The 23052-nt window shown below is 73.8% G+C and carries 20 protein-coding genes; 7 read left to right on the top strand and 13 right to left on the bottom strand.

Translation table 11 applies throughout. The annotated features are described in order from the left end of the window. Positions 1 to 23 precede the first annotated feature (23 nt). A complete protein-coding gene (locus CP973_RS24050; RefSeq protein ID WP_150244980.1) occupies positions 24 to 1535 on the bottom strand; it encodes an FAD-dependent monooxygenase in 1512 nt (503 codons plus the stop codon). 151 nt (positions 1536 to 1686) lie between these two features. On the opposite strand from CP973_RS24050, the gene CP973_RS24045 reads away from it, so the two are divergent. Genes CP973_RS24045 through CP973_RS24035 form a run of 3 tightly spaced genes read left to right on the top strand, consistent with a single transcriptional unit; the run spans position 1687 to position 4210 of the window. Further along, entirely contained in the window at positions 1687 to 2115 is a 429-nt protein-coding gene (locus CP973_RS24045) for a PPOX class F420-dependent oxidoreductase (RefSeq protein ID WP_150244977.1), read from the top strand. After that, a complete protein-coding gene (gene oxyQ / locus CP973_RS24040) occupies positions 2112 to 3191 on the top strand; it encodes a 4-dedimethylamino-4-oxo-anhydrotetracycline transaminase OxyQ (RefSeq protein WP_150244973.1) in 1080 nt (359 codons plus the stop codon). Before CP973_RS24045 ends, oxyQ begins: the two co-directional genes overlap by 4 nt. Positions 3192 to 3214: 23 nt before the next feature. After that, a complete protein-coding gene (locus CP973_RS24035) occupies positions 3215 to 4210 on the top strand; it encodes an acyltransferase domain-containing protein (protein ID WP_244409971.1) in 996 nt (331 codons plus the stop codon). A gap of 27 nt (positions 4211 to 4237) precedes the next feature. Here the strand turns inward: CP973_RS24035 and CP973_RS24030 are convergent, their stop codons facing one another. The 6 genes from CP973_RS24030 to CP973_RS24005 all read right to left on the bottom strand — a co-directional run bounded on the left by CP973_RS24030 (position 4238) and on the right by CP973_RS24005 (position 10449). Then, positions 4238 to 5296: a pentapeptide repeat-containing protein gene (locus CP973_RS24030; protein WP_150244967.1), complete on the bottom strand. Its 1059-nt coding sequence runs from the start codon at positions 5294 to 5296 to the stop codon at positions 4238 to 4240. 105 nt (positions 5297 to 5401) lie between these two features. Next, positions 5402 to 6178 carry a cyclase family protein gene (locus tag CP973_RS24025; RefSeq protein WP_150244965.1) on the bottom strand — a complete coding sequence of 259 codons (777 nt, stop codon included), beginning with the start codon at positions 6176 to 6178 and terminating at the stop codon, positions 5402 to 5404. 19 nt (positions 6179 to 6197) lie between these two features. Next, the gene (locus CP973_RS24020; protein WP_150244962.1) at positions 6198 to 6962 is read right to left on the bottom strand and encodes an SDR family oxidoreductase; all 765 of its coding nucleotides are present in this window, start codon (positions 6960 to 6962) and stop codon (positions 6198 to 6200) included. A gap of 17 nt (positions 6963 to 6979) precedes the next feature. Beyond that, positions 6980 to 8653 carry an FAD-dependent monooxygenase gene (locus CP973_RS24015; protein ID WP_150244957.1) on the bottom strand — a complete coding sequence of 558 codons (1674 nt, stop codon included), beginning with the start codon at positions 8651 to 8653 and terminating at the stop codon, positions 6980 to 6982. Then, positions 8643 to 9596, bottom strand: coding sequence for a tetracycline nonaketamide D-ring cyclase/dehydratase OxyK (gene oxyK / locus CP973_RS24010; RefSeq protein WP_150244954.1), 954 nt, complete (start codon positions 9594 to 9596; stop codon positions 8643 to 8645). The genes CP973_RS24015 and oxyK overlap by 11 nt, the downstream gene beginning before the upstream one ends. Positions 9597 to 9657: 61 nt before the next feature. Continuing rightward, positions 9658 to 10449: an SDR family NAD(P)-dependent oxidoreductase gene (locus CP973_RS24005; protein ID WP_150244951.1), complete on the bottom strand. Its 792-nt coding sequence runs from the start codon at positions 10447 to 10449 to the stop codon at positions 9658 to 9660. 270 nt (positions 10450 to 10719) lie between these two features. Here CP973_RS24005 and CP973_RS24000 point away from each other — a divergent pair, with 270 nt between their 5' ends. From CP973_RS24000 to CP973_RS23990, 3 genes are read left to right on the top strand one after another with little or no spacing between them, the layout of a single operon-like run. Continuing rightward, on the top strand, positions 10720 to 11172 hold the full coding sequence (locus tag CP973_RS24000; RefSeq protein ID WP_150244948.1) for a nuclear transport factor 2 family protein: 453 nt from the start codon (positions 10720 to 10722) through the stop codon (positions 11170 to 11172). 38 nt (positions 11173 to 11210) lie between these two features. Next, positions 11211 to 13145, top strand: coding sequence for an AMP-binding protein (locus CP973_RS23995; RefSeq protein ID WP_150244945.1), 1935 nt, complete (start codon positions 11211 to 11213; stop codon positions 13143 to 13145). A gap of 51 nt (positions 13146 to 13196) precedes the next feature. Then, complete coding sequence (locus CP973_RS23990) at positions 13197 to 14234, top strand: methyltransferase (protein ID WP_150244941.1); 1038 nt, start codon at positions 13197 to 13199, stop codon at positions 14232 to 14234. Positions 14235 to 14308: 74 nt separating this feature from the next. On the opposite strand, the gene CP973_RS23985 is transcribed toward CP973_RS23990, so the two are convergent. The 6 genes from CP973_RS23985 to CP973_RS23960 form a co-directional block, all read right to left on the bottom strand. After that, positions 14309 to 15565 (bottom strand): FAD-dependent monooxygenase, encoded by a 1257-nt coding sequence (locus CP973_RS23985; RefSeq protein ID WP_150244937.1) that lies wholly within the window; start codon positions 15563 to 15565, stop codon positions 14309 to 14311. Continuing rightward, positions 15562 to 17400, bottom strand: a complete 1839-nt coding sequence (gene asnB / locus CP973_RS23980; protein WP_150244934.1) for an asparagine synthase (glutamine-hydrolyzing) — start codon at positions 17398 to 17400, stop codon at positions 15562 to 15564. Before asnB ends, CP973_RS23985 begins: the two co-directional genes overlap by 4 nt. A gap of 10 nt (positions 17401 to 17410) precedes the next feature. Continuing rightward, positions 17411 to 17698: an acyl carrier protein gene (locus CP973_RS23975; RefSeq protein ID WP_150244931.1), complete on the bottom strand. Its 288-nt coding sequence runs from the start codon at positions 17696 to 17698 to the stop codon at positions 17411 to 17413. A 96-nt stretch (positions 17699 to 17794) separates the two neighbouring features. After that, positions 17795 to 19063 (bottom strand): tetracycline polyketide synthase chain-length factor subunit OxyB, encoded by a 1269-nt coding sequence (gene oxyB, locus CP973_RS23970; protein WP_150244928.1) that lies wholly within the window; start codon positions 19061 to 19063, stop codon positions 17795 to 17797. Further along, positions 19060 to 20337, bottom strand: a complete 1278-nt coding sequence (oxyA, locus tag CP973_RS23965) for a tetracycline polyketide synthase beta-ketoacyl synthase subunit OxyA (protein ID WP_150244925.1) — start codon at positions 20335 to 20337, stop codon at positions 19060 to 19062. The genes oxyB and oxyA overlap by 4 nt, the downstream gene beginning before the upstream one ends. Positions 20338 to 20494: 157 nt before the next feature. Next, positions 20495 to 20974, bottom strand: a complete 480-nt coding sequence (locus CP973_RS23960) for a MarR family winged helix-turn-helix transcriptional regulator (RefSeq protein ID WP_150244922.1) — start codon at positions 20972 to 20974, stop codon at positions 20495 to 20497. Positions 20975 to 21119: 145 nt separating this feature from the next. On the opposite strand from CP973_RS23960, the gene otr(B) reads away from it, so the two are divergent. After that, positions 21120 to 22811 carry an oxytetracycline resistance efflux MFS transporter OtrB gene (gene otr(B), locus CP973_RS23955; protein WP_150244918.1) on the top strand — a complete coding sequence of 564 codons (1692 nt, stop codon included), beginning with the start codon at positions 21120 to 21122 and terminating at the stop codon, positions 22809 to 22811. Positions 22812 to 23052: the final 241 nt, after the last annotated feature.

The raw sequence follows: 23052 nt of genomic DNA, 5'->3' as shown, positions 1-23052 counted from the left end.
ATCTCCCGTGGCGGGCCGGGGGCTCACACGGCGGGCGGCCCGAACCAGGTGCGCAGGGCGTCGGTGAGCCCGTCCGCACCCGTCTGCGGGGCCGCGGTCCAGCAGATGTAGCCGTCGGGCCGGACGAGCAGCGCGGCCAGCCCGTCCACCGCGGAACCGGGCTCCGCGACACCCTCGGCCGCGACCAGGTCCACCCGGTCCTTCCACGCCGCGGCCTCGTCGCCGAGCGCCTGGTCGGAGCCGAGCGTCAGCAGGACGCCGCGCGCCGCGTGGAAGTACGTGCTCAGTTGCCGCGTGCCGCCCTCGGTGACCAGCGGCAGGTCCGGGACGCGGCGCCCCAGCAGCGGGTGCTCGCCCGGCATGGAGTACCGCACGTCCAGCGCCGAGATGAGGCCCGCCAGATAGCGGTTGGTCTCCGGGACGTGCAGCAGCTCGATCATCAGCTCCCGCAGCCCCTCGAAACGCGGGTCCGGGTCGATCAGCACCGCCTGTGCGCGGGTGTTGCGCAGCACGCCCGCGGCGACCGGGCGGCGCTCGGCCTCGTAGGTGTCCAGCAGCTCCGGCGGAGCCGTGCCCGCGATGGTCGCGCCCAGCTTCCAGCCGAGATTCACCGCGTCCTGGAACCCCAGGTTGAGGCCCTGGCCGCCCGCGGGCAGGTGGATGTGGCAGGCGTCGCCCGCCAGCAGGACCCGGCCGTCGCGGTACCGCTCGGCCTGGCGCGAGGTGTCGGTGAGCCGGGACAGCCAGCGCACGTCGTGCATCCCGAAGTCGCTGCCGGCCACCTCGGTGAGCGCGGCCCGCACGTCCTCCTCGGTGACCGGCGCCCGGCGGTCGGCGTAGGGCCGGTCGAAGAAGGCGACCGTGGCCCGGTAGATGTCCGGCTCCAGCGGGAAGGCGGCGAACCAGGCGCGCAGGTCGTGCCGCATGACGCCGTAGGGCCGCATCGGGCCCATGCCCTCCCCGTGCGGCAGTTCCTCGCGGAACCGGGCGTCCGCGATCACCGCGAACATGTGCGGGTCCTGCCCGGGGAAGTCGATGCCGAGCAGTTTGCGTACGGTGCTGCCGCCGCCGTCGCAGCCCACCAGGTACGCGCACTCGACCTCGTACGGTCCCTCGGGCCCGGTGACGGAGACGGTCACGCCGTCGGCGTCCTGTGCCAGCGACGTCACCGCGTGCCCGCGCCGCAGCTCGGCCCCCAGCTCCAGGGCCCGCCCGGTCAGCAGCTCCTCGGTACGCACCTGGGGGACGAACAGCGCGTACGGGTGCCGGGTGTCGAACGACGAGAAGTCCAGGGGGACTCCGAGGCTGGCGAAGTTCCCGCCGCGCAGCTTCGGCGCGTCGGCCTGGAACTGCTCGCCCAGGCCGCGCATGTCCAGCAGCTCGACGGTGCGCGCGTGCACACCGAGGGCCTTGGAGAAGTCGACCGGCTCCGCCAGACGTTCCAGCACCAGGGTCCTGGCACCGGCCAGGCGCAGTTCGCAGGCGAGCATCAGGCCGGTCGGCCCGGCGCCGGCGATCACCACGTCGTACCGCATACACGCTCCTCGGATCAGTGGGTTGCCGCCGAGCATGCTGACCGCGCGCACTCAAGGCACCGTCCAGCCGGAATCCGGAGCGGGAGGCTCGAAGTGGGCTCGAAGCGGGGTTCGTAGCGTGTCCGGGACCCTACGGACACCGAGGACGCCCATGCCGTTCACCCAGAAGGAAATCACCTACCTGCGCGCGCAGGGCTACGGCCGTCTGGCGACGGTCGGCGCCTACGGAGAACCCCACAACGTGCCCGTCTCGTTCGAGATCGACGAGGAGCGCGGCACCATCGAGATCACCGGCCGGGACATGGGCCGCAGCCGCAAGTTCCGGAACGTGGCCAAGAACGACAAGGTCGCCTTCGTCGTGGACGACGTGCCGTGCCGCGACCCGGAGGTGGTCCGGGCCGTCGTCATCCACGGCACGGCCGAGGCGCTGCCCACCGGCGGCCGGGAGCACCGGCCGCACTGCGCCGACGAGATGATCCGCATCCACCCCCGGCGCATCGTCACCTGGGGGATCGAAGGGGACCTGTCCACCGGGGTCCACGCACGCAAAGTCACGGCCGAGGACGGAGGACGGCGATGAGGGAACTGCCCGATTTCCCGTGGGACGTGCTCCTGCCGTACAAACGGCGGGCCGCGGCCCATCCCGACGGGCTGGTCAACCTGGCCCTGGGCGAACCGGTCGACGCCACCCCCGACGTGGTGCGCGCCGCGCTCGCGGCGGCGGCCGACGCGCCCGGCTACCCGCCCACCGAGGGGACGCCCGCGCTCCGCGAAGCGGCGGCCGCCTGGCTGCGCCGCCGCCTGGGCGTGCCGGTGGACCCCTCGGCCGTACTGCCCGCGGTCGGCACCAAGGAGCTGATCGCCTGGCTCCCGGCGATGCTGGGCACCGGCCCGGGCGACACGGTGGCCTTTCCGCGGCTGGCGTTCCCCACCTTCGACGTCAGCGCGCGCCTCGCGGGCGCGCGGGGCCGGCCGGTGGACTCACCGCTGGAGCTCGGCGGCGAACCGGTGAAGGTGGTCTGGCTCAACTCGCCGTCCAACCCGGAGGGCCGGGTGCTGTCCGTCCCCGAACTGCGCGAGATCGTGGCCTGGGCGCGGGACCGGGGCGCCGTCCTCGTCAACGACGAGTGCTACATCGAGTACGGGTGGGACCGGCGGCCGGTGTCGCTGCTGGACCCGGCGGTGTGCGGCGGCAGCCACGAAGGCCTGCTGGCGGTCCACTCGCTGTCCAAGCGGTCCAACCTCGCGGGCTACCGCGCGGGCATCTGCTCGGGCGACCCGGCCCTGGTCGCCCGCCTCCTCCAGGTGCGCAAGCACGCCGGGCACGCCGTCCCGGCGCCCGTACAGGCGGCCATGGTGGCCGCCCTGGAGGACGACGCCCACGTCGAGCGGCAGCGGGACCGGTACACACACCGGCGGCGCGTGCTGCGCACGGCCCTGGAGGGGGCCGGGTTCCGCGTCGAGCACTCCGAAGGCGGCCTGTTCCTGTGGGCCACCCGGGGCGAGCAGTGCTGGCCCGCCGTACAGAAGCTGGCCGACCTCGGCATCCTCGTCGCACCCGGTGCCTTCTACGGCGAGGCCGGTGAGCGGTACGTACGGATCGCGTTCACCGCGACCGACGAACGCATCGCCGCGGCCGCCGCCCGGCTGACGTGACGGCGGACACGGAGGCCGCCGGGGTGCCCGCCGCACGGGCGCCCCGGCCGGTGGCGCTGCTGCTGCCCGGCCAGGGGTCCCAGTACCGGCGGATGGCGGCGGGGCTGTACGCGGCCGAGCCGGTCTTCGCCGAGGCCGTCGACGAGGTGCTGGGCGCGATGGGCGCCGAGGGCGCCCGGATGCGCGCCGACTGGCTGGCCGAGCGGCCGGACCTGCCGGTGGACCACGTCCTGCGGGCCCAGCCGCTGTTGTTCGCCGTCGATCACGCGCTGGGCCGGCTGGTGACGAGCTGGGGCATCCGCCCGGTGGCGCTGCTGGGCCACAGCATCGGCGAGATGGCGGCCGCGACGCTCGCCGGGGTGTTCTCGGTGCGTGACGCCGCGCGGGTGGTGCTGGACCGGGTGACGCGGCTGACGGCGGCGCCCCCGGGCGGCATGCTGGCGGTGGCGGAGTCCGCCGCGTCGCTGGAACCCTTCCTGGGCGGCGGGGTGGTGGTCGGCGCCGTCAACGCGCCGCGGCAGACCGTGCTCGGGGGACCGGAGGACGCGCTGCGGGCCGTGGGGGAGACCCTGCGGGCCCGCGGCATCGCCGCCCAGCGGGTCCCGGCGCTCAGCCCGTTCCACAGTCCGGCGATCGCCCCGCACGCCAAGGGCGCCGAGGCGGTGCTCGCGACGGTGGAACGCCGGCCGCCGCGCACCGTGGTGCACTCCTGCTACACGGCGGCACCGCTGACGGCACAGCAGGTCGCCGACCCCGCGTACTGGGCGGCGCATCCGGTGGACCAGGTGCGCTTCTGGCCCGCTCTGGACGGGCTGCTGTCGCCCGGCGGGCTGGTGGTGGTCGAGGCGGGACCCGGCCGTACGCTGTCCAGCCTGGCTCTGCGGCACCCCTCCGTACGCCGCGGGGACTGCGCGGTCGTACCGCTGTCGCCGAAGCGGGCGGGCGGGCCGGAGGACGACCGGGTGGCTTTGGGAGAGGCGATGGACGCCCTGCGGGCCGAGGGGTACCGCATTCCCTGAGGGGTGCGGAGCGACGGCCGGTACCGGTCAGAAGCCGTCGTCCTCCGCCTCGGCCTGAGCGATCCGCGCCCGTACGTCCGGATCGTCGGCGATGTCCGGTGGGAGCTTGGTCCTCGCGTCGATGCGGGTCGCGAGGACCTGGCTCGTCGCCACCGCCGCGTCCGTGAGATCCGCACCGCGCAGGTCGGCTCCGTCCAGGTCCGACTCGCTGAGCTCCAGGCCGGCCAGGTTCGCCCGGTACAGGTCCGCGCCGCACAGGTCGGTGCCCCACAGGTCCGCGTCGCGGAGGTCCGCGAACCGCAGGTCCGCCATGCGCAGGCCGGCGTCGGACAGCTCCGCGCCGCGCAGGTTCGCCCGGGCCGGCGTGGCCTCCCGGAGGTCCGCCTCGCGCAGATCCGCGTCGGCCAGGTCGGCGCGCGCGAGCCGCGCGCCCCGCAGGTCCGCGCCGCTCGGATGCGCGCCCCTCAGGCCGGCGTCACGGAGGGTCGCCCTGCGCAACTGGGCCCGCCGGTGGTCGGCGGCGACGGGGGACGTGGGGTCCCGGCCCAGTTCGACACCGGGAAGGTGGGTGGAGCGGAGGCCGGGGACGAAGGAGCCGTCGTGGGCGGGGTTCCGGCCGCTGATCACGTCGAGCGCGGCCAGGACATCGGGTGGCACCTGCTTGCCGCCTTTCGGCGGGGTGCCGGCATGCGTGCGGATGTAGGCGGCCAGGACGTCGGCGATGGTGGGGTGGTCGCGGGGGCGGTCCTCCATGATGCGCTGGAGAGCGTGGATGCCGCCCTGGCGCACGTCCACCGCATCCTCGCCGAGCCGGCCCACGGCCGCGGTGTACCGCCCGGTGATCTGCCCTTCCTTCGTGGCGCTCGGCTCGTCCCGGGCGATCCGCAACTGGTTGCTCACCTGGCGGTCGGAGAACCACAGGCTCAGCACGGCGACGACGGAGGCGAGCAGGACCGGCGCCAGCTCGACCAGGCGGGGCCGGTCCGGCTGCGGACGCCGGCGGACCCCGGCCGGTGGCGGGCCGCTCCCGGCCCGGGAGGAGCGCCGGACCACGCGGTGCAGCTGGTGAGTCCGTCGGTCGCGCATGCCGCCATTCGACCGCCGTCGCGGGCGGGCCGTGGCGGGTTCCGCGAAAGCCGTGCGGACGGGCGCCCCGGGATGCTCCCGGGGCGCCCGCTCACCCGTGCGTGCCTACTCCTCCTCCACCACCGCCACCGCCCGCGTCCACCCCGCCCCCGCTCCCGCGATCTTGAACGGGAAGCAGGACACCAGGAACCCGTCCGGTCCGGGCAGCGCGCCGAGGTTGTGCAGCCGCTCGATCTGGCAGTACTCCCGCTCCCGCCCCACGAAGTGGGCGGGCCACAGCACACCGCGGTCGCCGGTGCGCTGATACTCCTTGATCATGTGTCCGAACGGGGCGTCGAGGCTGAAGGCGTCGGTGCCGATGACCCGGACGCCGAAGTCGAGCAGCAAATGGGTCGCCGCGGCGTCCAGACCGGCGAACTCGGTGAAGTACTCCGGCTTTCCGGCCCGTTGGTCGGCGCCGGTGTGCAGCAGCACGATGTCGTACGGACGCGGGTCGCGGCCCGCCTCGTCGAGGGCCCGCCGCACCCGGTCGGCACCGATGGCGCCCACCGGCTCGTCCGTGAGGTCGAGCTTGAGGCCCGGCCGCAGAAACCAGTCCAGCGGCATCTGGTCGATGTGCCGCGGTGTGCCGTAGCGCGCGCGGGACCCGTAGTGCGACGGGGCGTCGACGTGGGTGCCGGTGTGGGTGGTCAGCCGCAGGGTGTCGAGGGACAGCAGTTCGCCGTCCGGGAGGTCGGCCGGGTCGAACTCGATGCCGTGGTGGCGCCGCATCCCCTCGGCCATGTGCCGGCCGCCCTCGGCCGGGGTGAGGACTTCGTGTTCGACCGGGTCGACCTCCCACCGGCCGGCGTCCACGGTTGTCGACAGATCGATGATGCGCATGTCGGTCCCTTCCGGACGCCTACCGCAGGCAGGCCCCGCCGTCCACGGTGAGCACCTGTCCGTGCAGGCCGCCGGCCTCGGGGCGGCACAGCAGCGCCACCACGTCGGCCACTTCCGCGGCGGTGGCCAGGCGGCCCGTCGGGGTCCGCCGCAGCAGGCCCTCCAGCACCGGGGCCGGTACGGGGTCGGACGCGCCGCCGTCGATCTTCCCCGCGGCCACCGCGTTGACGGCGACGCCCTTCCCGGCGAGTTCCACGGCCAGGTACCGCACCAGCGTCTCCAGGGCCGCCTTGGCCATGCCCAGACCCGCGTAGCCGGGGACGACCGTCCGGGCGCCGATGCTGGAGACGGCCACGATGCGGCCCGTGTCCGCGGTCATCAGGGTGCCCAGGCGCGCCGCCCCGTACAGCAGCGGCCCCACCGCCACGGCGCCGTCGCCCAGGTACTTGCCGATGTGCGGGGACGCGGTCGGCGCCGGGTGGAAGGAACCCGCGGCGTGCACCAGGACGTCCAGCCGGCCGTGGGTGCGCCGGACGTCCTCCAGCAGCCGCACCACACCGGCGGGGCGGCCGATGTCCGCGCGCATCAGCCGTACCTTGCCGCCCGCTTCGGACAGTTGCCGTTCGGCCGCCAGCGCGCCGTCCTCGTCGTGCGCGTAGTTGAGCAGCACCTCGCTGCCCGCCGCGCTCAGTTTGCGGGCGACGGCCAGTCCGATGCCGCGGGTGCCGCCGATGACCAGTGCCACCGAACCGCTCGCCGCCGGTGCGCCGTTGATCGCTGTCATACGCGTGTCCTCCTTGGTCATTCGGTCGTCACGCCCCGGTGCGTGCCGTCCGGCGCGGGCCGGCCGGCCGGGTCACCGGCGCCGGGCGCGGTGTCCTCCGGGAGCAGGTGCAGTGCCTGGAGCCGGGCGGCCAGGGTGCTGGTGCCGGACCGCTGCCCCTTCGCGGCCAGATAGCCGTCCGGCCTGATCAGCGCCCAGCCGCCGGAAGGTACGCCGAGGGCCTGCCGCAGTGCGCCGTCGGGGTCGGCGAGAGCGGGGCCGTCCTGGCTTTCGTGGGGGACGACGGTGCGTATCTGTACGGCCCGGCCGTACCGCGGTGCCAGCTCCGCGGCACCTCCGTCATCGGCGAACAGCAGAAGCAGCCACCGAGGATCGGTCAGCGCCTGCCGCAGCGCCCGGTGGCCGGGGTGGCGCGCCACGTCCTGTTCCGTGCACGCGACCAGGTGCCCGGGGCGCACCCCTGCCGCCCCGTCGGCCGTGCCGTACGTCAGCGGACCGTCCGCGTAGTGCAGGGCGAGGCCGGACATCCCCGCCATGATCCGGTGCTCGACGCGCCGTTTGAGCGGGCGCACCGCCTTGAGGAAGGACAGGCCCACGGGCATGGCCACCGGCGCCACGGCGTTGCGCAACGCCACCAGGGCCGTGGCCGTGCGCGTCGAGGACAGCAGCCTGCCGCCCACCGGGACGCGCTCGGCGGCGTAGGTGTCCAGCAGGGCTTCCCGCGCGTGTCCGCGCACCACGTCCGCCAGCTTCCACGCCAGGTTGTAGGCGTCCTGCATGCCGGTGTTCATGCCCTGGCCGGAGGCCGGGCTGTGGACGTGCGCGGCGTCCCCGGCCACGAAGCAGCGGCCGGAGCGCATGGCGGTGATCATGCGCTGCTGTACGCGGAAGACGGAGACCCAGGTCGGCTCCGAGACCGCCACCGGGCGCCCGAGACCGCGCGCCAGGGACCTGCCGAGCCCGCGCCGTACCGCCTCCGGATCGGCTCCCTGACCGGCGTACTCGGTGTCCACCGCGCGCCACTTGCCGGGGTCGGGGAACGGCACCAGCAGCACGGTCCCGGAGCCGGTGTGCACCAGGTGGTTGCTGTCGCGGGCCAGATCGGCGTCCAGGACCACATCCGCGTTGAGCCAGGTCTGCGTCGCGTCACCGACCAGCCGCAGCCCCAGCCGTTCGCGTACGGTGCTGCGGGAGCCGTCCGCACCCACCAGCCAGGGCACGGTGACCTGTTCGGAGCGGCCGTCACGGCGCAGTTCGGCGTCGACCCGGTCGCCGGAGGGCGCGCAGTCGGCCAGTTCCACGCCCCACTCGATGCCGACACCCAGCCCGGCCAGGCGCTCGCGCAGGATCTCCTCCGTACGGACCTGGTCGAGCATCAGGCTGAACGGGTAGGCCGTGGGCAGCCTGCCGTAGTTGGTGTCGAAGCGGATCAGCTCCCGGCCGCGCAGGTGCACGGTGAAGTGGACGACCGGCCGGCCCCGCGCCACCAGGGCGTCCGCCAGGCCCATCTGGTGGCACGCCTCCAGGGTGCGCGGATGCACGGCCAGCGCCCGGCTGGTGGTCGCCGGGCCGTCCGCCCGGTCGATGACCCGGACGCGTACGCGCCGGCGGGTCAGCTCGTGCGCCAGGGTCAGGCCGACCGGCCCGGCGCCGGCGATCAGCACCTCCGGGCCGTCCGCCTCAGGCGGCATGCGGTGCCTCCGCGAAGCGCTTGGCGAGCGCCAGGGTGGCCGCGCTGTTGCCGCCGACCGCCGCGCGCACCCGGGCCCGCGCGTCGGCCGCCGTGGCGTCCGCGCCGAGGATGCCGGGGACGGCGGCCTCGTTGATGCGGATGGTGTGCCGGGAGGTGACGAGCAGCCCGTCCCCGGTGTCCCGTATCGACCACTCGCCGGTGTGCAGGGTCATCAGCGGCGGGGTGCCGATCTGCTTGTAGACGATCCGCCGCTCGTCGGGGAAGCACACCCGCACCGACTCCGTCGTGTGCTCCGAGCCGTCGTTGGCGCGGGTGACCATGGTCATCACCTGCACCCCCTCGGACGGCTCGGTGAGGTCGAGCCGGGACACGTGCGGCAGCCGCTCGGGCCACTTCCCCGCCTCCGCGAGGAACGCGTACACCGCCTCGGCGGGGGCGTGCACCGTCTCGGAGTCCTCGAACGAGAACAGCAGTTCCGCGTCGGACCCCGCGGCCTCGGCCAGCGCCTTGATGTTCGCCAGCTCGGTACGGCTGTTCCGGTCGGTCGCGGTGGTGATCCACTCCACGTCCTCCGGGCGGTCGTCGACCGCGGCGAACGTGTGGTGCAGCGTCAGCTCGCAGCGACCGCCCGGCCGCTCCTCCAGGACCCATTCACCGCTCATCGCGGCCACCGGCGGGGAGCAGACCTCCTGCCGGAACCGGACGCTGCGCCCGTCGGGGGCCAGGGCGCGGTGCGACGTCCAGTGCTTGACCTCGCCGTTGGCGGTGGCCCAGATCCGCAGCCGCTCGCTGTGGGCGTCGAGCTCCGTGCGCTCGACGTGGACGGTCGGGGTGAAGTGCCGGGGCCACTCGGCGGCGTCCCGGATCAGCGCGTACACCCGGTCGGCCGGGGCGTCGATCTCCGTGCGGTGCACGGCGCGGTGGGATGTGGGTGCGGGCATGCGTCGTCGGTTCCTCTCGGGTGTTCGCAACAGCGGAGCAGGGCGGTGACGGGGCGGCGGGTCAGTAGATGCCCAGCCCGCCGCAGACGTTGAGGGCCTGCGCGGTGATGGAGCCGGCCTCCTCGCCGACCAGGTGGCCGACCAGGGCGGCCACCTCCTCGGGGGTCGAATAGCGTCCCAGCGGGATCTTGTCGTTGAAGCGGGACAGCACGTCCTCCTCGGTGGTGTCCCAGGTGGACGCGTACGCCTGCCGTACGCGGACGGCCATCGGCGTCTCCACGTAACCCGGGCACACGGCGTTGACGGTGACCCCCGTGGGGGCCAGCTCCTTGGCCAGCGCCTTGGTGAAGCCGATCAGGCCCGCCTTCGAGGCCGAGTAGGGGGCGCCCAGCGGCACGCCCTGCTTGCCGCCGGTGGAGGCGATGCTGATGATCCGCCCGGCGGCGCCCGCCCGGTCCAGCCCGCCGGTGGTCAGGGCCTCCCGGGTGACCAGGAAGGCGCTGTTGAGGTTGGTGTCGATCACGTCGTACCAGAGCTCGTCGGGGATGCGCGCGGTCACTCCGCCGCCGCTGCGCCCCGCGTTGTTCACCAGGACGCTCAGCGGCCCGAACCGGTCGACCGCGGAGCGCACCACCCGCTCCACCGACTCACGGGAGCGCACGTCCCCCTCGCACCCGGCCACCTCCAGCCCCTCGTCCCGCAATTCCTTGACCACGGCGTCGACGTTCTCGCGGCTGCGGGCGCACAGGAACACCCGCAGCCCGCGGGCGGCGAGCGTCTTCACCACGGCGAGCCCGATGCCGCTGGTGCCGCCCGTCACCAGGGCGGTCCTGGGCGTGGCACTGGTAGTCATGGCCTTGTCCTCCGGTGTTGTGGTCTGCGGTGGGCGCGCTCGCGCGACGCCCGTCCGGCCGGGTGCGGACACAGGCTTCGCCTCGCCCGTCCCGTACGCCCCAGCCTGCAAGGGCCCGTTCGAGGCTGGACCGACCGCGGTTGGGGCCGTCTCCGTGCGGCCCGGCGGGGCGATCACGGACCGAACACGGCTCGAAGAACGGTCGAAGGCCGGCTGCCACGCTCACGCCGAGCGGCCGCCCCCAGCCCGGCCGCCGGAGAGGAGAGTCGTATGACCGCCCCGGAACAGCCGTCCGGCGTCCCCGTGGACGCCGCGCTCCACCAGGAGATCCAGCACTTCTACGGACGCCAGATGCGCTACCTGGACGAGGCGCGGGTCGAGGAGTGGGCCGGCACCTTCACCGAGGACGGCGTCTTCGTCGCCAACGCCCATCCCGAGCCGTCCGTCGGGCGGGCCGCCATCGCGGCCGGGGCCCGCAAGGCCGCCGCCCTGCTGGCCGAGCAGGGCGTCCAGCGCCGCCACTGGCTCGGCATGCTGGAGGCCGACGCCTGCGACGACGGCACCGTCCGCGCCCGCACCTACGCCCTGATCATCAGCACGCCGCGCGGCGGCCAGGCGGCGGTGCACCTGAGCACGAGCTGCGACGACGTGCTCGTGCGGGAGGACGGCCAACTGCGCGTACGGCACCGCGAGGTACGCCGGGACGATCTGCGGCCCGAGTAGTGCAGCCCCGACCCGCGAGCGAGAGAGGAGCCGGGCCCATGGCCGAGCGCCACCCCGACGCCCCGCAGGACAGCACCGCCGAGGGGCCGCCGCTCGACGTGCTGGCGCAGTTGACGGGCGGCCCCCGCATCGACGACCTGCTGTCGCGGGCGGCCCGCCGCGCCCCCGGGCGGCTCGCGCTGAGCGGCCCCTCCGGGGACCTGACCTACGCGGCCCTGGAGGAGCGGGCGACACGGTGCGCCGCCGCGCTGCGCGAACTGGCCGGCGGGCCCGGCGCGGTGGTGGGCATCGCCGCCGTACTGGACACGTCGTTCGCCGTGGCGTACTTCGGTGCCTCCCGGGCCCAGCACGTCAGCGCGATGTTCAATCCGCTGCTGCGCGAGGAGCGCCTGACGCATGTGCTGCGCTCCGCCGGGGCGCGGACCGTGCTCGTCCCGCCGGAGATGTACGCGCGGATCCAGGCCGTACGGGGGGACCTGCCGGCGCTGCGGACCGTGGTGCTCACCCACCGCGAGGCGGGGTTCCAGGAGGCCACGGCGGAGGTGCCGGCGCTGGACGAACTGATCGACGCGGCCCCGGCCACGGCGCCGTCCGCCGGCCGCGACCCCGAGACCGTGGCCAACCTCCAGTTCACCAGCGGCACCACCGGCGCTCCGAAGACCGTCATGCTCACCCACCGCAACCTGACGGTGAACGCGGCCCAGACCGCGTACGCCCACCGGCTCACCCCCGAGTCGGTGCTGCTCAACACCCTGCCGTCGTTCCACCTGATGCACCTGAACATCGCGGTGACCGTCGGCGCCACCCACCTGCTGCGGCCCGGGGACGACACCGTGGCCGCGCTGCGCGAGAGCGCCCGCCACGGCGCGACGCACCTCTACAGCCTGCCGGTACGGCTGGCCCGGCTGGCGGCGGACGACCGGCTGCCGGAGCTGTCCGTGCCCACCCTGCGGGCCGTGCTCTCCGGCGGGTCGGCCCTGCCCGCGCGGACCGCCGACGTCCTGGGCGAGCACTTCGGCGTCCCGGTCGTCCAGGGGTACGGGCTGGCCGAGACCGCGCCGTCCACGCACTTCGACGACCTGGACCACCCGGTGGCCGGGTCGTCCGGCAGGCCCGTACCGGGCACCGCCTGCCGGATCGTGGACCTGCGGACCCGGGCCGTCCTCCCGGTGGGCGGCCGCGGCGAGATCCAGGTCAAGGGGCCCCAGCTGATGAAGGGGTACCTCGGCCGGCCGCGGGAGGAGTCCGTGGACCCGGACGGCTGGTTCTCCACCGGCGACATCGGCGAGACGGACGCCGAGGGGCGGCTGTTCGTCGTCGACCGGGTCAAGGACGTCTTCAAGTGCGACAACTGGCTGGTCTCGCCCCTGGAGATCGAGAACGTGCTGGCCCGCTGCCCCGGCGTGACGGACTGCGCGGTCTTCGACCACCCGGACGAGTTCAGCGGCGCCGTCGCGCACGCGCTGGTGGTGCTGGCCGACGAGGCCACCGACCGCGACGCCGTCGTCCGCTTCGTCAACGATCAGCTGCCCTACTACCAGCACATCAAGTACCTCGACGTCGTACGGCACATCCCGCGCTCGCCCACCGGCAAGATCCAGCGCCGCGACCTGCGGGAGCGGACCCTCGGCGGCACCCGGCCGCACACCCCGAGCGCCACCCACCACACGAAGGGCACCTCCACCATGTTCACCTTCATCAACCGGTTCACGGTCCGGGGCGACGCCGCCGAGTTCGAGAAGCGGGTCGGCGAGATCACCGCCCACATGGCGCGGCAGCCCGGCTTCCACTCGCACCGCCTGCTCCGCTCCGCCAAGGACCCGCAGGTCTACGTCGAGATCGCCGAGTGGGACGACGCCGAGTCGCACGGCCGCGCGGTGCGCACCGAGACGTTCCAGCAGGCCGTACGCGAGGTGCAGAAGCTCGCGAGCGCCGACCCGGCCCCGTTCGTCCCGGTCACCGCGGCCGGCTGACGGCACACCGCCGCGCCGACCCCACCCACAGCCACAGAAAGGCAGTCCACCGTGACCAGCACCTCTCCCACGGCGCTTCCCCCCGCCGTCATGCGGCTGCGCGAACTCGCGCTGAGCGCCGCCTGCGCCGCCGCCGTCCGCGCCGCGGCGAGCCTGGGCGTCGCGGACGCCCTCGGGGACGAACCCGCGGACGCCGGCACCCTCGCGAAGGCGGTACGGGCCGACGCGGGCGCCCTGGAGCGCCTGCTGCGCGCCCTGGCCTCGTACGGCGTCTTCACCGAACTCCCGGACGGCCGCTTCGAGCACACCGACGCCTCCCGGCTGCTGCGCGAGGACGCCCCGCGCGGCCTGCGCTACTCGGCGCTGTGGGCGACCGAGCCGTGGACCTGGGCCCTGTGGCCGCACCTGGCGGACGCCGTGCGCACCGGGCGGGAGGAGTTCACCGGCCTGTACGGCACCGAGTTCTTCGACTGGCTGCACACCGCCGAGGCCCGCGAGTCGGCCGAGGTGTTCGACAAGGCCATGACCCAGTCCAGCGTGCTGTCGGCGAAGGCCATCGCCGAGGTGCTCGACCTGGACGGCGTCGGTGCCATGGTGGACATCGCCGGGGGCCAGGGCATGGTGCTCGCCACCCTGCTGGAGAAGTACCCGGCGCTGCGCGGCACCCTCTTCGACCTGCCGAAGGTCGTCGCCGACGCCGACCCGCGGCTGCGCGAGGGCGGCGCGCTCGCCGGGCGCGCGCGGCTGGTGGCCGGTGACTGCCGGCAGTCGGTGCCGGAGGGCGCCGACCTGTACCTGCTGAAGAACATCCTGGAGTGGGACGACGAGAGCACGGTGCGGACCCTGCGCAACGTCGCCAAGGCGGCCCCGGCCGGGGCGCGCGTCGTGGTGGTCGAGAACCTGGTCGACGGCAGCCCCGAGACCCGGTTCACCACCGCCATGGACCTGATGCTGCTGCTCAACGTCGGCGGCAAGAAGCACACCAAGGCGGGGCTGAGCGCGCTGGTGGAGCAGGCGGGGCTCCAGCTGGAGGAGGTCCGCCCGGTCAACTCCTACCTGCACATGTTCGTGAGCAGGGTTCCCGCGTAGTCGCCATCCGTACGGCAGCTGTACGACGAGACCCCCGGCCGGGTATCCAGGCCGGGGGTCTCGTCGTACGGATCTCAGACGGCGGCGGGCTCGCCCTCCTCGAACAGGTCGGAGCGGACCCGCAGGGCCTGGTCGCCGTAGGCGATGCGCCGCAGGACGGAGCGGTACGCGGGCGTGCGCGAGACCAGCATCGCCGCCTTCGGCCGGACGACCGCGGAGACGCGTCCGGTCGACAGCATCATCCGGCTCTGCATCACCTGCACGCGGGTCGCCCGCTCGGTCTCCGGGCGGCGCCGTGCCGCGACCGCGTTCAGGACGCGCTCGCTCAGGTCACGGCGCCGCAGGCCCTCGCACAGCACCGGGTGCGCGGCGACCGCGTCCTGGACGGCGAGGTTGATTCCCTGGGCACCGATCGGACTGTGGGTGTGCGCGCTGTCCCCGATGAGCAGCAGCCCGTCCCGCGCCCACCGCCGTGCGGAGCCGGCGAACACGTCCAGCAAGGACACGTCCTTGAAGCTGTTCACCTGCTGCTCCACCTCGTCCGCGTACTCGGGCACGGCCGCCCGGACGCGCTCCTTGACGTGCGCGAACCCCCGCTCGGCCAGCGCCTGGTAGCCCTTGTGGGGCAGCGTCCAGCCGAGCTGTACCCGGTCGGGGAAGGACGTGTAGGCCAGCACCGGGCTGCCGCCGGCCCGGAAGATGCGCACCGTGCGCGTGGCGGGCGCGGTGAGCTTGCACCACAGCACGTCCTGGTCGAACAGCTCGATGCGGTCGTACGGGATGCCGGCCAGCTTGCGGACCGTCGAGTACCGCCCGTCCGCGCCGACGACGCAGTCCGCGCGCACCACGTGCCCGTCCGCCCCGCCGCCGCACACCACACCGCGTACCACGCCGCCCTCCTCCACCAGCCCGTTGACCTTGGTGCTGGTCAGGCAGGTGAACCGCGGGTGGGCCCGGCAGCGCTCCAGCAGATCGGTCAGCAGGTGCTGCTGCGGCAGGCTGAGCAGGCAGTTGTACGGGCCGGGGAGCCGCCGGTAGTCCCCGTTGATCAGGGTTCTGCCGTGCTCCTCCAGCCGGAAGCCGTCGTGCTCGTGACAGCCGCGCCGCTTGGCTCCCTCCAGGACGCCGAGCGCGTCGAGCAGGGCCTGCCCGCCGGGCTGGAGGATCTCGCCCCGGTAGGCGCGGTCCAGCGAGCGGCTGCGCTCGACCAGCGTCACCCGCGCCCCCGAGCGCAGCATCAGCAGCGCCAGGGTCAGCCCGGCCGGGCCGCCGCCGACGACGCACACATCGGCGTGCGTGTCGTCGGCCGGCGGCCCCGCGCGGCCGGTCACAGCTCCAGGCTGACGCCGTACTCGGCCAGCCAGGTGTTCATCCACAGCACCAGCTCCAGACTGCCGCGGTCGTACGGTTGGCTGACGGCGCCGACCGGCCGCCGCAGCAGGTCGCGCGCCCGTCCGAGGTCCAGCAGTTCGCGGACCGGCGCACCGGTGTCGGCGAGCAGCGCGGCCAGTTCGTCGCGCAGCAGCTGTTCGTAGACCGGGTCCTGCGTGGCGGGGTAGGGCGTCTTGACCCGGGTGACCACCGACTCCGGCAGCAGGTCGCGCACCGCGGCCCGCAGCAGGCTCTTCTCCCGGCCGTCGAAGGACTTCATGGCCCACGGCACGTTGAAGACGTAGTCGACCAGCCGGTGGTCGCAGAACGGCACCCGCACCTCCAGACCGGTCGCCATGCTCATCCGGTCCTTGCGGTCCAGCAGGGTCTGCACGAAGCGGGTGAGGTTGAGGTAGGTCACCCGGCGCAGCTCCGCCTCCCGCGCGTCCTCGCCGGGCAGCACGGGCACCTCCGCGCGGGCCTCCGCGTACCGGTCGCGCTGGTAGCCCGGCAGGTCGAGCTTGTCCAGCAGCTTGCGGTCGAACAGGCCCCGGCCGCCGAAGTACCGGGCCGAGCCGGCGGTCAGCCACGGGAACGTACCGGCGTCGATGGCCGCCGACCGGTGGAACCACCGGTAGCCGCCGAAGAGTTCGTCCGCCGCCTCGCCCGACAGGGCCACCGTGCAGTGCCGCCGCACCTGCCGGAAGAACAGGTACAGCGACGGCCACATGTCGCCCCAGAAGGCCGGGGGCAGGTCGGTGGCCCCCAGGACGGCGGCGCGCACCTCGGGCGCCGCGAGATCCGCGCTGTCCAGCACCACTTCGGTGTGGTCCGCCGCCACGTGCCGGACCATCTCCCGGACATACGGCGCGTCCGTGTTGCCCCGTACGGCATCCGGCCGGAACCGGGTGCCCGCGCCGGAGAAGTCCACCGAGAACGTACGGACCGGTCCTTCGCCCGCCCGCGCCGCCAGCGCCGTCACGGCCGACGAGTCCAGTCCGCCGGAGAGCAGGGTGCACAGCGGCACGTCGGAGACCAGCTGCCGGTGCACCGTGTCCGTCAGCAGCTCGCGCACCGTGGCGACGGTGGTCTCCAGGTCGTCGGTGTGCTCCCGCGCCTGGAGCGTCCAGTACCGCCTGCGGGTGACGCCGGTGCGCCCGACGGTGACCAGCTCGCCGGGCAGCACCTCGTGCATCCCCGAGAAGACCGTCCGGCCGGGGGTCTTGACCATGTCCAGCACCTCGCACAGGCCCTCGGCCGTCACCCGGCGCCGGAGCGACGGGTGCGCGAGGACGGCCTTCGGCTCGGAGCCGAACAGCACACCGGTGGCGGTGGGGTGGTAGTAGAGCGGTTTGACCCCCATCCGGTCGCGGACCAGCAGGAGTTCCTGCCGGGCCTCGTCCCACACGGCGAACGCGTACATGCCGTTGAGCCGGTCCACCAGGCCCCGGCCCCACCGGGTGTAGCCGTGCAGCACCACCTCCGTGTCGCAGTGGGTGCGGAAGCGGTGCCCGTGGGACTCCAGCTCGGCCCGCAGTTCACGGAAGTTGTAGATCTCCCCGCTGAACGTGATGACCTGGCTCGTGCCGTCCGGCAGCGTGCTGTGCATCGGCTGCCGCCCGTGCGCCGGGTCGATGACGGCCAGCCTGCGGTGGCCGAGGGCCGCGTGGCCGCCGGTCCACAGGCCCGCGTCGTCCGGGCCCCGGCAGGCCATGGTGTCCGTCATGGCCCAGGCCGTCGCCCGCTCCTGCGTCAGATTGCGTTCGAAATCGATCCAGCCGGCGATTCCGCACATCGGCCGGTCCTCACTTGTCCCGCGCGGCGCCGCCCGCGGACGGGGACGCGCCGGTGAGCTCCGCGTTGGTCATCTCGATCAGGGCGCGCGGTGTGGTGGCCTTCTCCACCGCGTCGTCACCGAGCCGGACACCGTAGTCACGCTCGATGCGTCCGACGGTGTTCAGCAGCGCCAGCGAGTCGTAGCCGAGGGCGTCGAAGGCGACGTCCTCGACGTCCCCTCCCAGGTCGACCGATTCCTCCTCGCCCGCGCACTCGCGCAGCAGGGTGAGCAGATCGGCAATGGTGAGCAGGGTCATGACAGTCCTACCTTCCGGGAAACGGAGAACGAGGGGGACAGCGGCCGGCGCGGATGCCGGGCCGCGAAAGCGTGAAAGAGAGTGGGGAGCGGCGGCTCAGTCCCGGCCGCCGACCACCATCGCGGAGTTGAACCCGCCGTGACCGCGGGCCAGCACCAGCGCGTGCCGCAGGCGCGCCGGCCGGGGAGCGCCGGTCACCAGGTCCAGCGTGTCCGGCACCTCGGCGCCGTCCACGTGCACCGTCGGGGGGACGACCTGGTCGCGCAGCGACAGCAGCGCCGCCGCCAGGTCCAGCGAGGCGCCGCCGGCCAGCAGGCGTCCCGTCATCGTCTTCGGCGCCGTCACCGGCACCCCGCGCGGGCCGAACTCGGCGGCCAGCACCTGTGTCTCCACCGCGTCGAGCGCCGGGACGCCCATCGCGTCGGCGAAGACCACGTCCACGTCCGCCGGTCCGATCCCGGCGTCCTCCAGCGCCAGCCGGAGCGCTCTGCGCAGCCCCGGCTCCCGGCCCGAGCCCGGACGGGGGTCGAAGGTGGCCGCGTACCCGGCGATCCGCCCGTAGACCCGCGGCGCACCCCGCTCCGCGGCGGCCCGGGGATCCTCCAGGACCAGCAGCGCCCCGCCCTCGCCCGGTACGTACCCGGAGGCGTCGGGGGAGAAGGGGAGGTACGCGCGGCGCGGATCGGTCCGGGTGGTCAGCCCGCCGGAGCGGGTCATGCACAGCCAGCCCCACGGGCACAGCGAACCGTCCACACCGCCGGTGAGCATCAGCGGCGTCCCGTCCCGTACGTGGCGCCGCGCCTTGGCCACCGCGTCCAGCCCGCCGGCCTGCTCGGCCACCAGCGCGCCGCCGGGACCCCGCATGTCATGCCGGATCGAGATCTGACCGGAGTTGACCGGATAGAACCAGGCGAAGGACTGGTACGCGCTGACATGGGCGCCGCCCCTGCTCCACAGGGCCTCCAGCTCGCGCTGGCCGAAGTCGAAGCCGCCCGCCGACGCGGCGGTGACCACCCCGGCCGCGAAGTCGGGCATCGTCCGCGGGTCCGCGCCCGCGTCGTCCAGCGCCTCCTCGGCCGCGACCAGCGCGAGCCGGGTCATCAGGTCGGTCTGCGGCAGCAGCCGGTTCGGCAGCCGCGCCGGGTCGAAGTCCGTGATCTCCCCGGCCAGCGAGGAGGTGTAGCCGGACGGGTCGAACCGGGTGATCCGGCCGATGCCGCTGTCGCCGCGCAGCGTCGCGGCCCAGTACCGCTCGGTGCCCAGCCCGTTGGGCGCGACCACACCGAGGCCGGTGACCACCGGGCGGACACCGCCGCCGGGACGGCCGGTGCCGGTTACGGGAGCGGGGGCGAGCTGTCCGGTCACCACTGCCTCCCCGGCTCGGTGAGCACGATCGCGCTCTGGAAGCCGCCGAACCCGCTGGCCACGGACACCACGGTGGACACCGCCGCCTCCCTGGCGACCAGCGGCACATAGTCCAGGTCGCAGTCGGGATCCGGCTCCCGCAGGTTCGCGGTGGGCGGGATCACCCCGTGCTCGATGGTCAGCGCGCTGGCCGCGACCTCCAGCGCGCAGATGGCCCCCAGCGAGTGGCCGATCATCGATTTGATGGAGCTGATCGGGACGGAGTACGCGTGCGGGCCCAGGCTCCGCTTGAACGCCGCCGTCTCGTGGAGGTCGTTCTGCTTGGTCGCCGAGCCGTGCGCGTTGACGTAGTCCACGTCCGAGGGATCCAGCCGCGCGATGTCGAGCGCGCGGCTGACCGCCTCGGCCAGCTCCCGCCCGTCCGAGCGCAGCCCGGTCATGCTGTACGCGTTGCACCGCCCGGCGTACCCGGCGATCTCCGCGTACGCGCGGGCCCCCCGCCGCCTGGCGTGCGCGTACTCCTCCAGCACGAAGAACGCCGCGCCCTCGCCCAGCACGAAGCCGTTACGGGTGCGGTCGAACGGCCGGGAAGCGGTCGCGGGCTCGTCGTTGCGCGGCGTGGTGGCCTTGATCGCGTCGAAGCACGCCACCGTGATGGGGGAGATGGCGGCGTCGGACGCCCCGGCCACCATCACGTCGGCCGCGCCGTCGCGGACCAGGTCCGCCGCGTGGGTGAGCACGTCGATGCCCGAGGTGCAGCCCGCCGAGACCACCCCGGCCGGGCCCTCCGCCTCGGCCAGCCAGGCGATCTCCGCCGCCATCGACGAGGGCACGAAGTAGTCGTACAGATACGGCACCCCGTGGGCGTCGTCCACCTGCCACAGCCGGCCCTCGTCGCTGACCACCGCGTACTCGCGGTCCAGGCTCATCGTCATGCCGCAGGCGGTGCCCGCCATGACACCGGTGCGCAGCGGGTCCGCCTCACCCGTCACACCGCTGTCCGCCAGCGCCTCCCTCGCCGCCACGTACGCGAACTGCATGGTGCGGTCCCAGGCGCGGACCTGCCGCTGGCTCAGCCCCTCCGCCGCCGGGTCGAAGTCGCACTCGGCCGCCACCTGGGAGCGGAAGGGCGAGGCGTCGAAGGACGAGATCGGGCGGGTGGCGGTGCGCCCCGCGGTGAGCATCTCCCAGAACGGTTTGGTGCCCACGTCTCCCGGAGCCACCACGCCGATCCCTGTGATTACGACGCGTCGCGCGTCATGGGTCTTGGACACTGAGTCTCCTCTGCCGTCGTCGCGCCACCGGGGGCGGCACGAGCGCGTCGAGGCACAGCGTGACCTTCGGACCTCAAGGCGGTTTGGAGGCGGATTCGACGCCCGGGCCACTCCGGAGGGCGGGCCGGGCACCCGGCCGGGGCGTGGCGGCGGTGCCTCAGGCGGACTGCCGCCCGGCCGCGAACTCCGTCGCCGGACGGGCGTCCAGCTTCTCCCGCAGCCGTCGCAGCACCGAGATCGCGACGCGCAGGTCCTCGACCGGGATGTCCTCGGCCAGATACTCCAGCCACCGCCGCTCCAGGGGACGCAGGCCGTCCAGCGCCTGCCGGCCGCGCGCGGTGAGCTCGACCAGCGGGCTGCGCTGGTCCTGCGGGTTGGGCCGGGTCGTGACGACGCCCTCGGCCTTCAGCCGCTCGACGGTCTGCTGGACCGCCTGCCGCCGCAGCCCCCGCTCGCGGGCCAGGCGGGCGACCGTCGAGGGACCGCTCAGCAGCAGTCCGGCCACCTGCCAGCGTGCCGAGGTCAGCCCCGCGTGGGCGGTGAGGCTGTCGCCTTCGCGGAGCAGGCGGCCGTTGACCGCGAAGACCTCGGCGGTCACCTCGATCAGGGCGTCCAGGTCAGGGGCTGAGGAATCCATGGCCACAGCGTATGTCCTCGCCCGAGAACGACAAGGCCTTGTCAAAACCTCGCGCGGTGATTACGCTCGGCACCCGGCCTCGGCGCCGATGGTGAACAACGTGTGGGTACGGGGCCGGAACCGCCGGCCTGGAGAGTGAGGAACCGTGTCATCCGCAAATCCGGGCCCGGCGGGCGCGGCGGACCAGGCAGGCGGGGCGTTCACGCATCGGCAGATCCTGACGGCCATGTCGGGACTGCTGCTGGCCGTCTTCCTCGCGGCGCTGGACCAGACGGTCATCGCCACCGCGATGCGCACCATCGCGGACGACCTCCAGGGCCAGACCGAGCAGGCCTGGGCGACGACGGGCTATCTCATCGCCTCCGTCCTGGCGATGCCGTTCTACGGCAAGCTGTCCGACATCTACGGGCGCAAGCCCATGTACCTGATCTCCATCGTGGTGTTCATCGGCGGCTCGGTGCTGTGCGGCACCGCCGGCTCCATGTGGGAGCTGGCCCTCTTCCGGGCGATCCAGGGACTGGGCGGCGGCGGGCTGATGTCCCTGCCCACCGCGGTGGTCGCCGACCTCGCCCCGGTGCGCGAGCGCGGCCGCTATTTCGCCTTCCTCCAGATGGCGTGGGTGGTCGCCAGCGTCGTCGGCCCGCTGGCGGGCGGCTTCTTCGCGGAGGCCGGCCAGGTGTTCGGCGTCGACGGCTGGCGCTGGGTGTTCCTGCTCAACGTGCCGCTGGGCCTGCTGGCCCTGGTCACCGTGCGCAAGGCCCTGAACCTGCCGCACGAGCGGCGCGAGCACCGCATGGACGTGCTGGGCGCGGCGGCGCTGGCGCTGTTCCTGGTGCCCCTGCTGATCGTGGCCGAACAGGGCCGGACCTGGGGCTGGGGCTCGCCGGCCGCCCTCGTCCTGTTCGCGCTGGGCGCGGCCGGGCTGGCGGTCTTCATCCCCGTCGAGCTGCGGCGCGGCGACGAGGCCATCCTGCCGCTGGGGCTCTTCCGGCGCGGCGGCATCGCCCTGTGCTCCGCGGTCAACTTCACGATCGGCGTCGGCATCTTCGGCACGGTCACCACCCTGCCGCTATTCCTCCAGATGGTGCAGGGGCGGACCCCGACCCAGGCCGGGCTGGTGGTCATCCCGTTCATGCTGGGCACCATCGCCTCCCAGGTGGTCTCCGGCAAGCTCATCGCGTCCTCGGGCCGGTTCAAGAAACTGGCGGTCGTGGGCCTGGGCTCGATGGCCGGAGCGCTGCTGACCATGGCCACCACCGGTGCGACGACCCCCATGTGGGTCATCGTCCTGATCGTCCTCTGGCTCGGCGTCGGCATCGGCCTGTCCCAGACCGTCATCACCCTCGCCATGCAGGCCTCGGCCCCCAAGAGCCAGCTCGGCGTGGCGAACGGCGCCTCCGGCCTGTGCCGGCAGATCGGCGGCTCCACCGGCATCGCCGTCCTGTTCTCCGTGATGTTCGCGGTGGCACTCGGCCGCCTCGCCGACCTGCTGCACACCCCGCGCTACGAGCGCCTCCTGACGGACCCGGCGATCACCGGCGACCCCGCCAACCATCGCTTCCTGGACATGGCCGGGTCCGGGCAGGGCGCGGGGATCAACCTCGACGACACGTCCCTGCTGGACGGCATCGACGCCCGGCTGATGCAGCCGGTGACGGAGTCCTTCGCCCACGGCTTCCACGTCATGTTCCTCGCCGGGGGCGCGGTGCTGCTGGCCGGTTTCGTCATGACCTGGTTCCTGCGCGAACTCCAGGAGGAGACCGCGCCGGAGGAGGAGCGGCCGGCCGAGAGCGGCGCCGGGGCCAAGAACGGGCCGCTGCCCGCGTCGGACGCCTGACCGTACGAAGACGGGCCGCGGCGCCCGTACGGCGCGCTCCGGTGCGGGGAACGTCCGATTCCCCGCACCGGAACGGCCGGTTCCCGGCTCCCGGCCGCCCGTGCCGGGGCGGTCTGCCACCAAGGTTGCAGTTTTTCCTTCCGGTTTCCGCTGCCGGGCTGCACTTCCGTTGCCTTCGCTTGGGCCCCCGTTCCGCCGCCATTAGCGTCTGGATCCGTTCGGCCGACGGTGTGACCACAGA

The sequence above is a fragment of the Streptomyces albofaciens JCM 4342 genome, from assembly GCF_008634025.1.
GTDB classification, from domain to species: Bacteria; Actinomycetota; Actinomycetes; order Streptomycetales; family Streptomycetaceae; genus Streptomyces; species Streptomyces albofaciens.
The sequence above is the reverse complement of the archived record's forward strand: the minus strand, read 5'-3'. Positions and strand labels throughout refer to the sequence as shown.

Coding starts and splice junctions, on each gene's coding strand:
- CP973_RS24045 (WP_150244977.1), top strand. CDS start 1,687: ATGCCGTTCACCCAGAAGGAAATCACCTACCTGCGCGCGCAGGGCTAC.
- CP973_RS24030 (WP_150244967.1), bottom strand. CDS start 5,296: ATGCGCGACCGACGGACTCACCAGCTGCACCGCGTGGTCCGGCGCTCC.
- oxyQ (WP_150244973.1), top strand. CDS start 2,112: ATGAGGGAACTGCCCGATTTCCCGTGGGACGTGCTCCTGCCGTACAAA.
- oxyK (WP_150244954.1), bottom strand. CDS start 9,596: ATGCCCGCACCCACATCCCACCGCGCCGTGCACCGCACGGAGATCGAC.
- CP973_RS24000 (WP_150244948.1), top strand. CDS start 10,720: ATGACCGCCCCGGAACAGCCGTCCGGCGTCCCCGTGGACGCCGCGCTC.
- CP973_RS24025 (WP_150244965.1), bottom strand. CDS start 6,178: ATGCGCATCATCGATCTGTCGACAACCGTGGACGCCGGCCGGTGGGAG.
- CP973_RS24050 (WP_150244980.1), bottom strand. CDS start 1,535: ATGCGGTACGACGTGGTGATCGCCGGCGCCGGGCCGACCGGCCTGATG.
- asnB (WP_150244934.1), bottom strand. CDS start 17,400: ATGTGCGGAATCGCCGGCTGGATCGATTTCGAACGCAATCTGACGCAG.
- CP973_RS24015 (WP_150244957.1), bottom strand. CDS start 8,653: ATGCCGCCTGAGGCGGACGGCCCGGAGGTGCTGATCGCCGGCGCCGGG.
- CP973_RS23975 (WP_150244931.1), bottom strand. CDS start 17,698: ATGACCCTGCTCACCATTGCCGATCTGCTCACCCTGCTGCGCGAGTGC.
- CP973_RS23960 (WP_150244922.1), bottom strand. CDS start 20,974: ATGGATTCCTCAGCCCCTGACCTGGACGCCCTGATCGAGGTGACCGCC.
- CP973_RS24005 (WP_150244951.1), bottom strand. CDS start 10,449: ATGACTACCAGTGCCACGCCCAGGACCGCCCTGGTGACGGGCGGCACC.
- CP973_RS24020 (WP_150244962.1), bottom strand. CDS start 6,962: ATGACAGCGATCAACGGCGCACCGGCGGCGAGCGGTTCGGTGGCACTG.
- CP973_RS23995 (WP_150244945.1), top strand. CDS start 11,211: ATGGCCGAGCGCCACCCCGACGCCCCGCAGGACAGCACCGCCGAGGGG.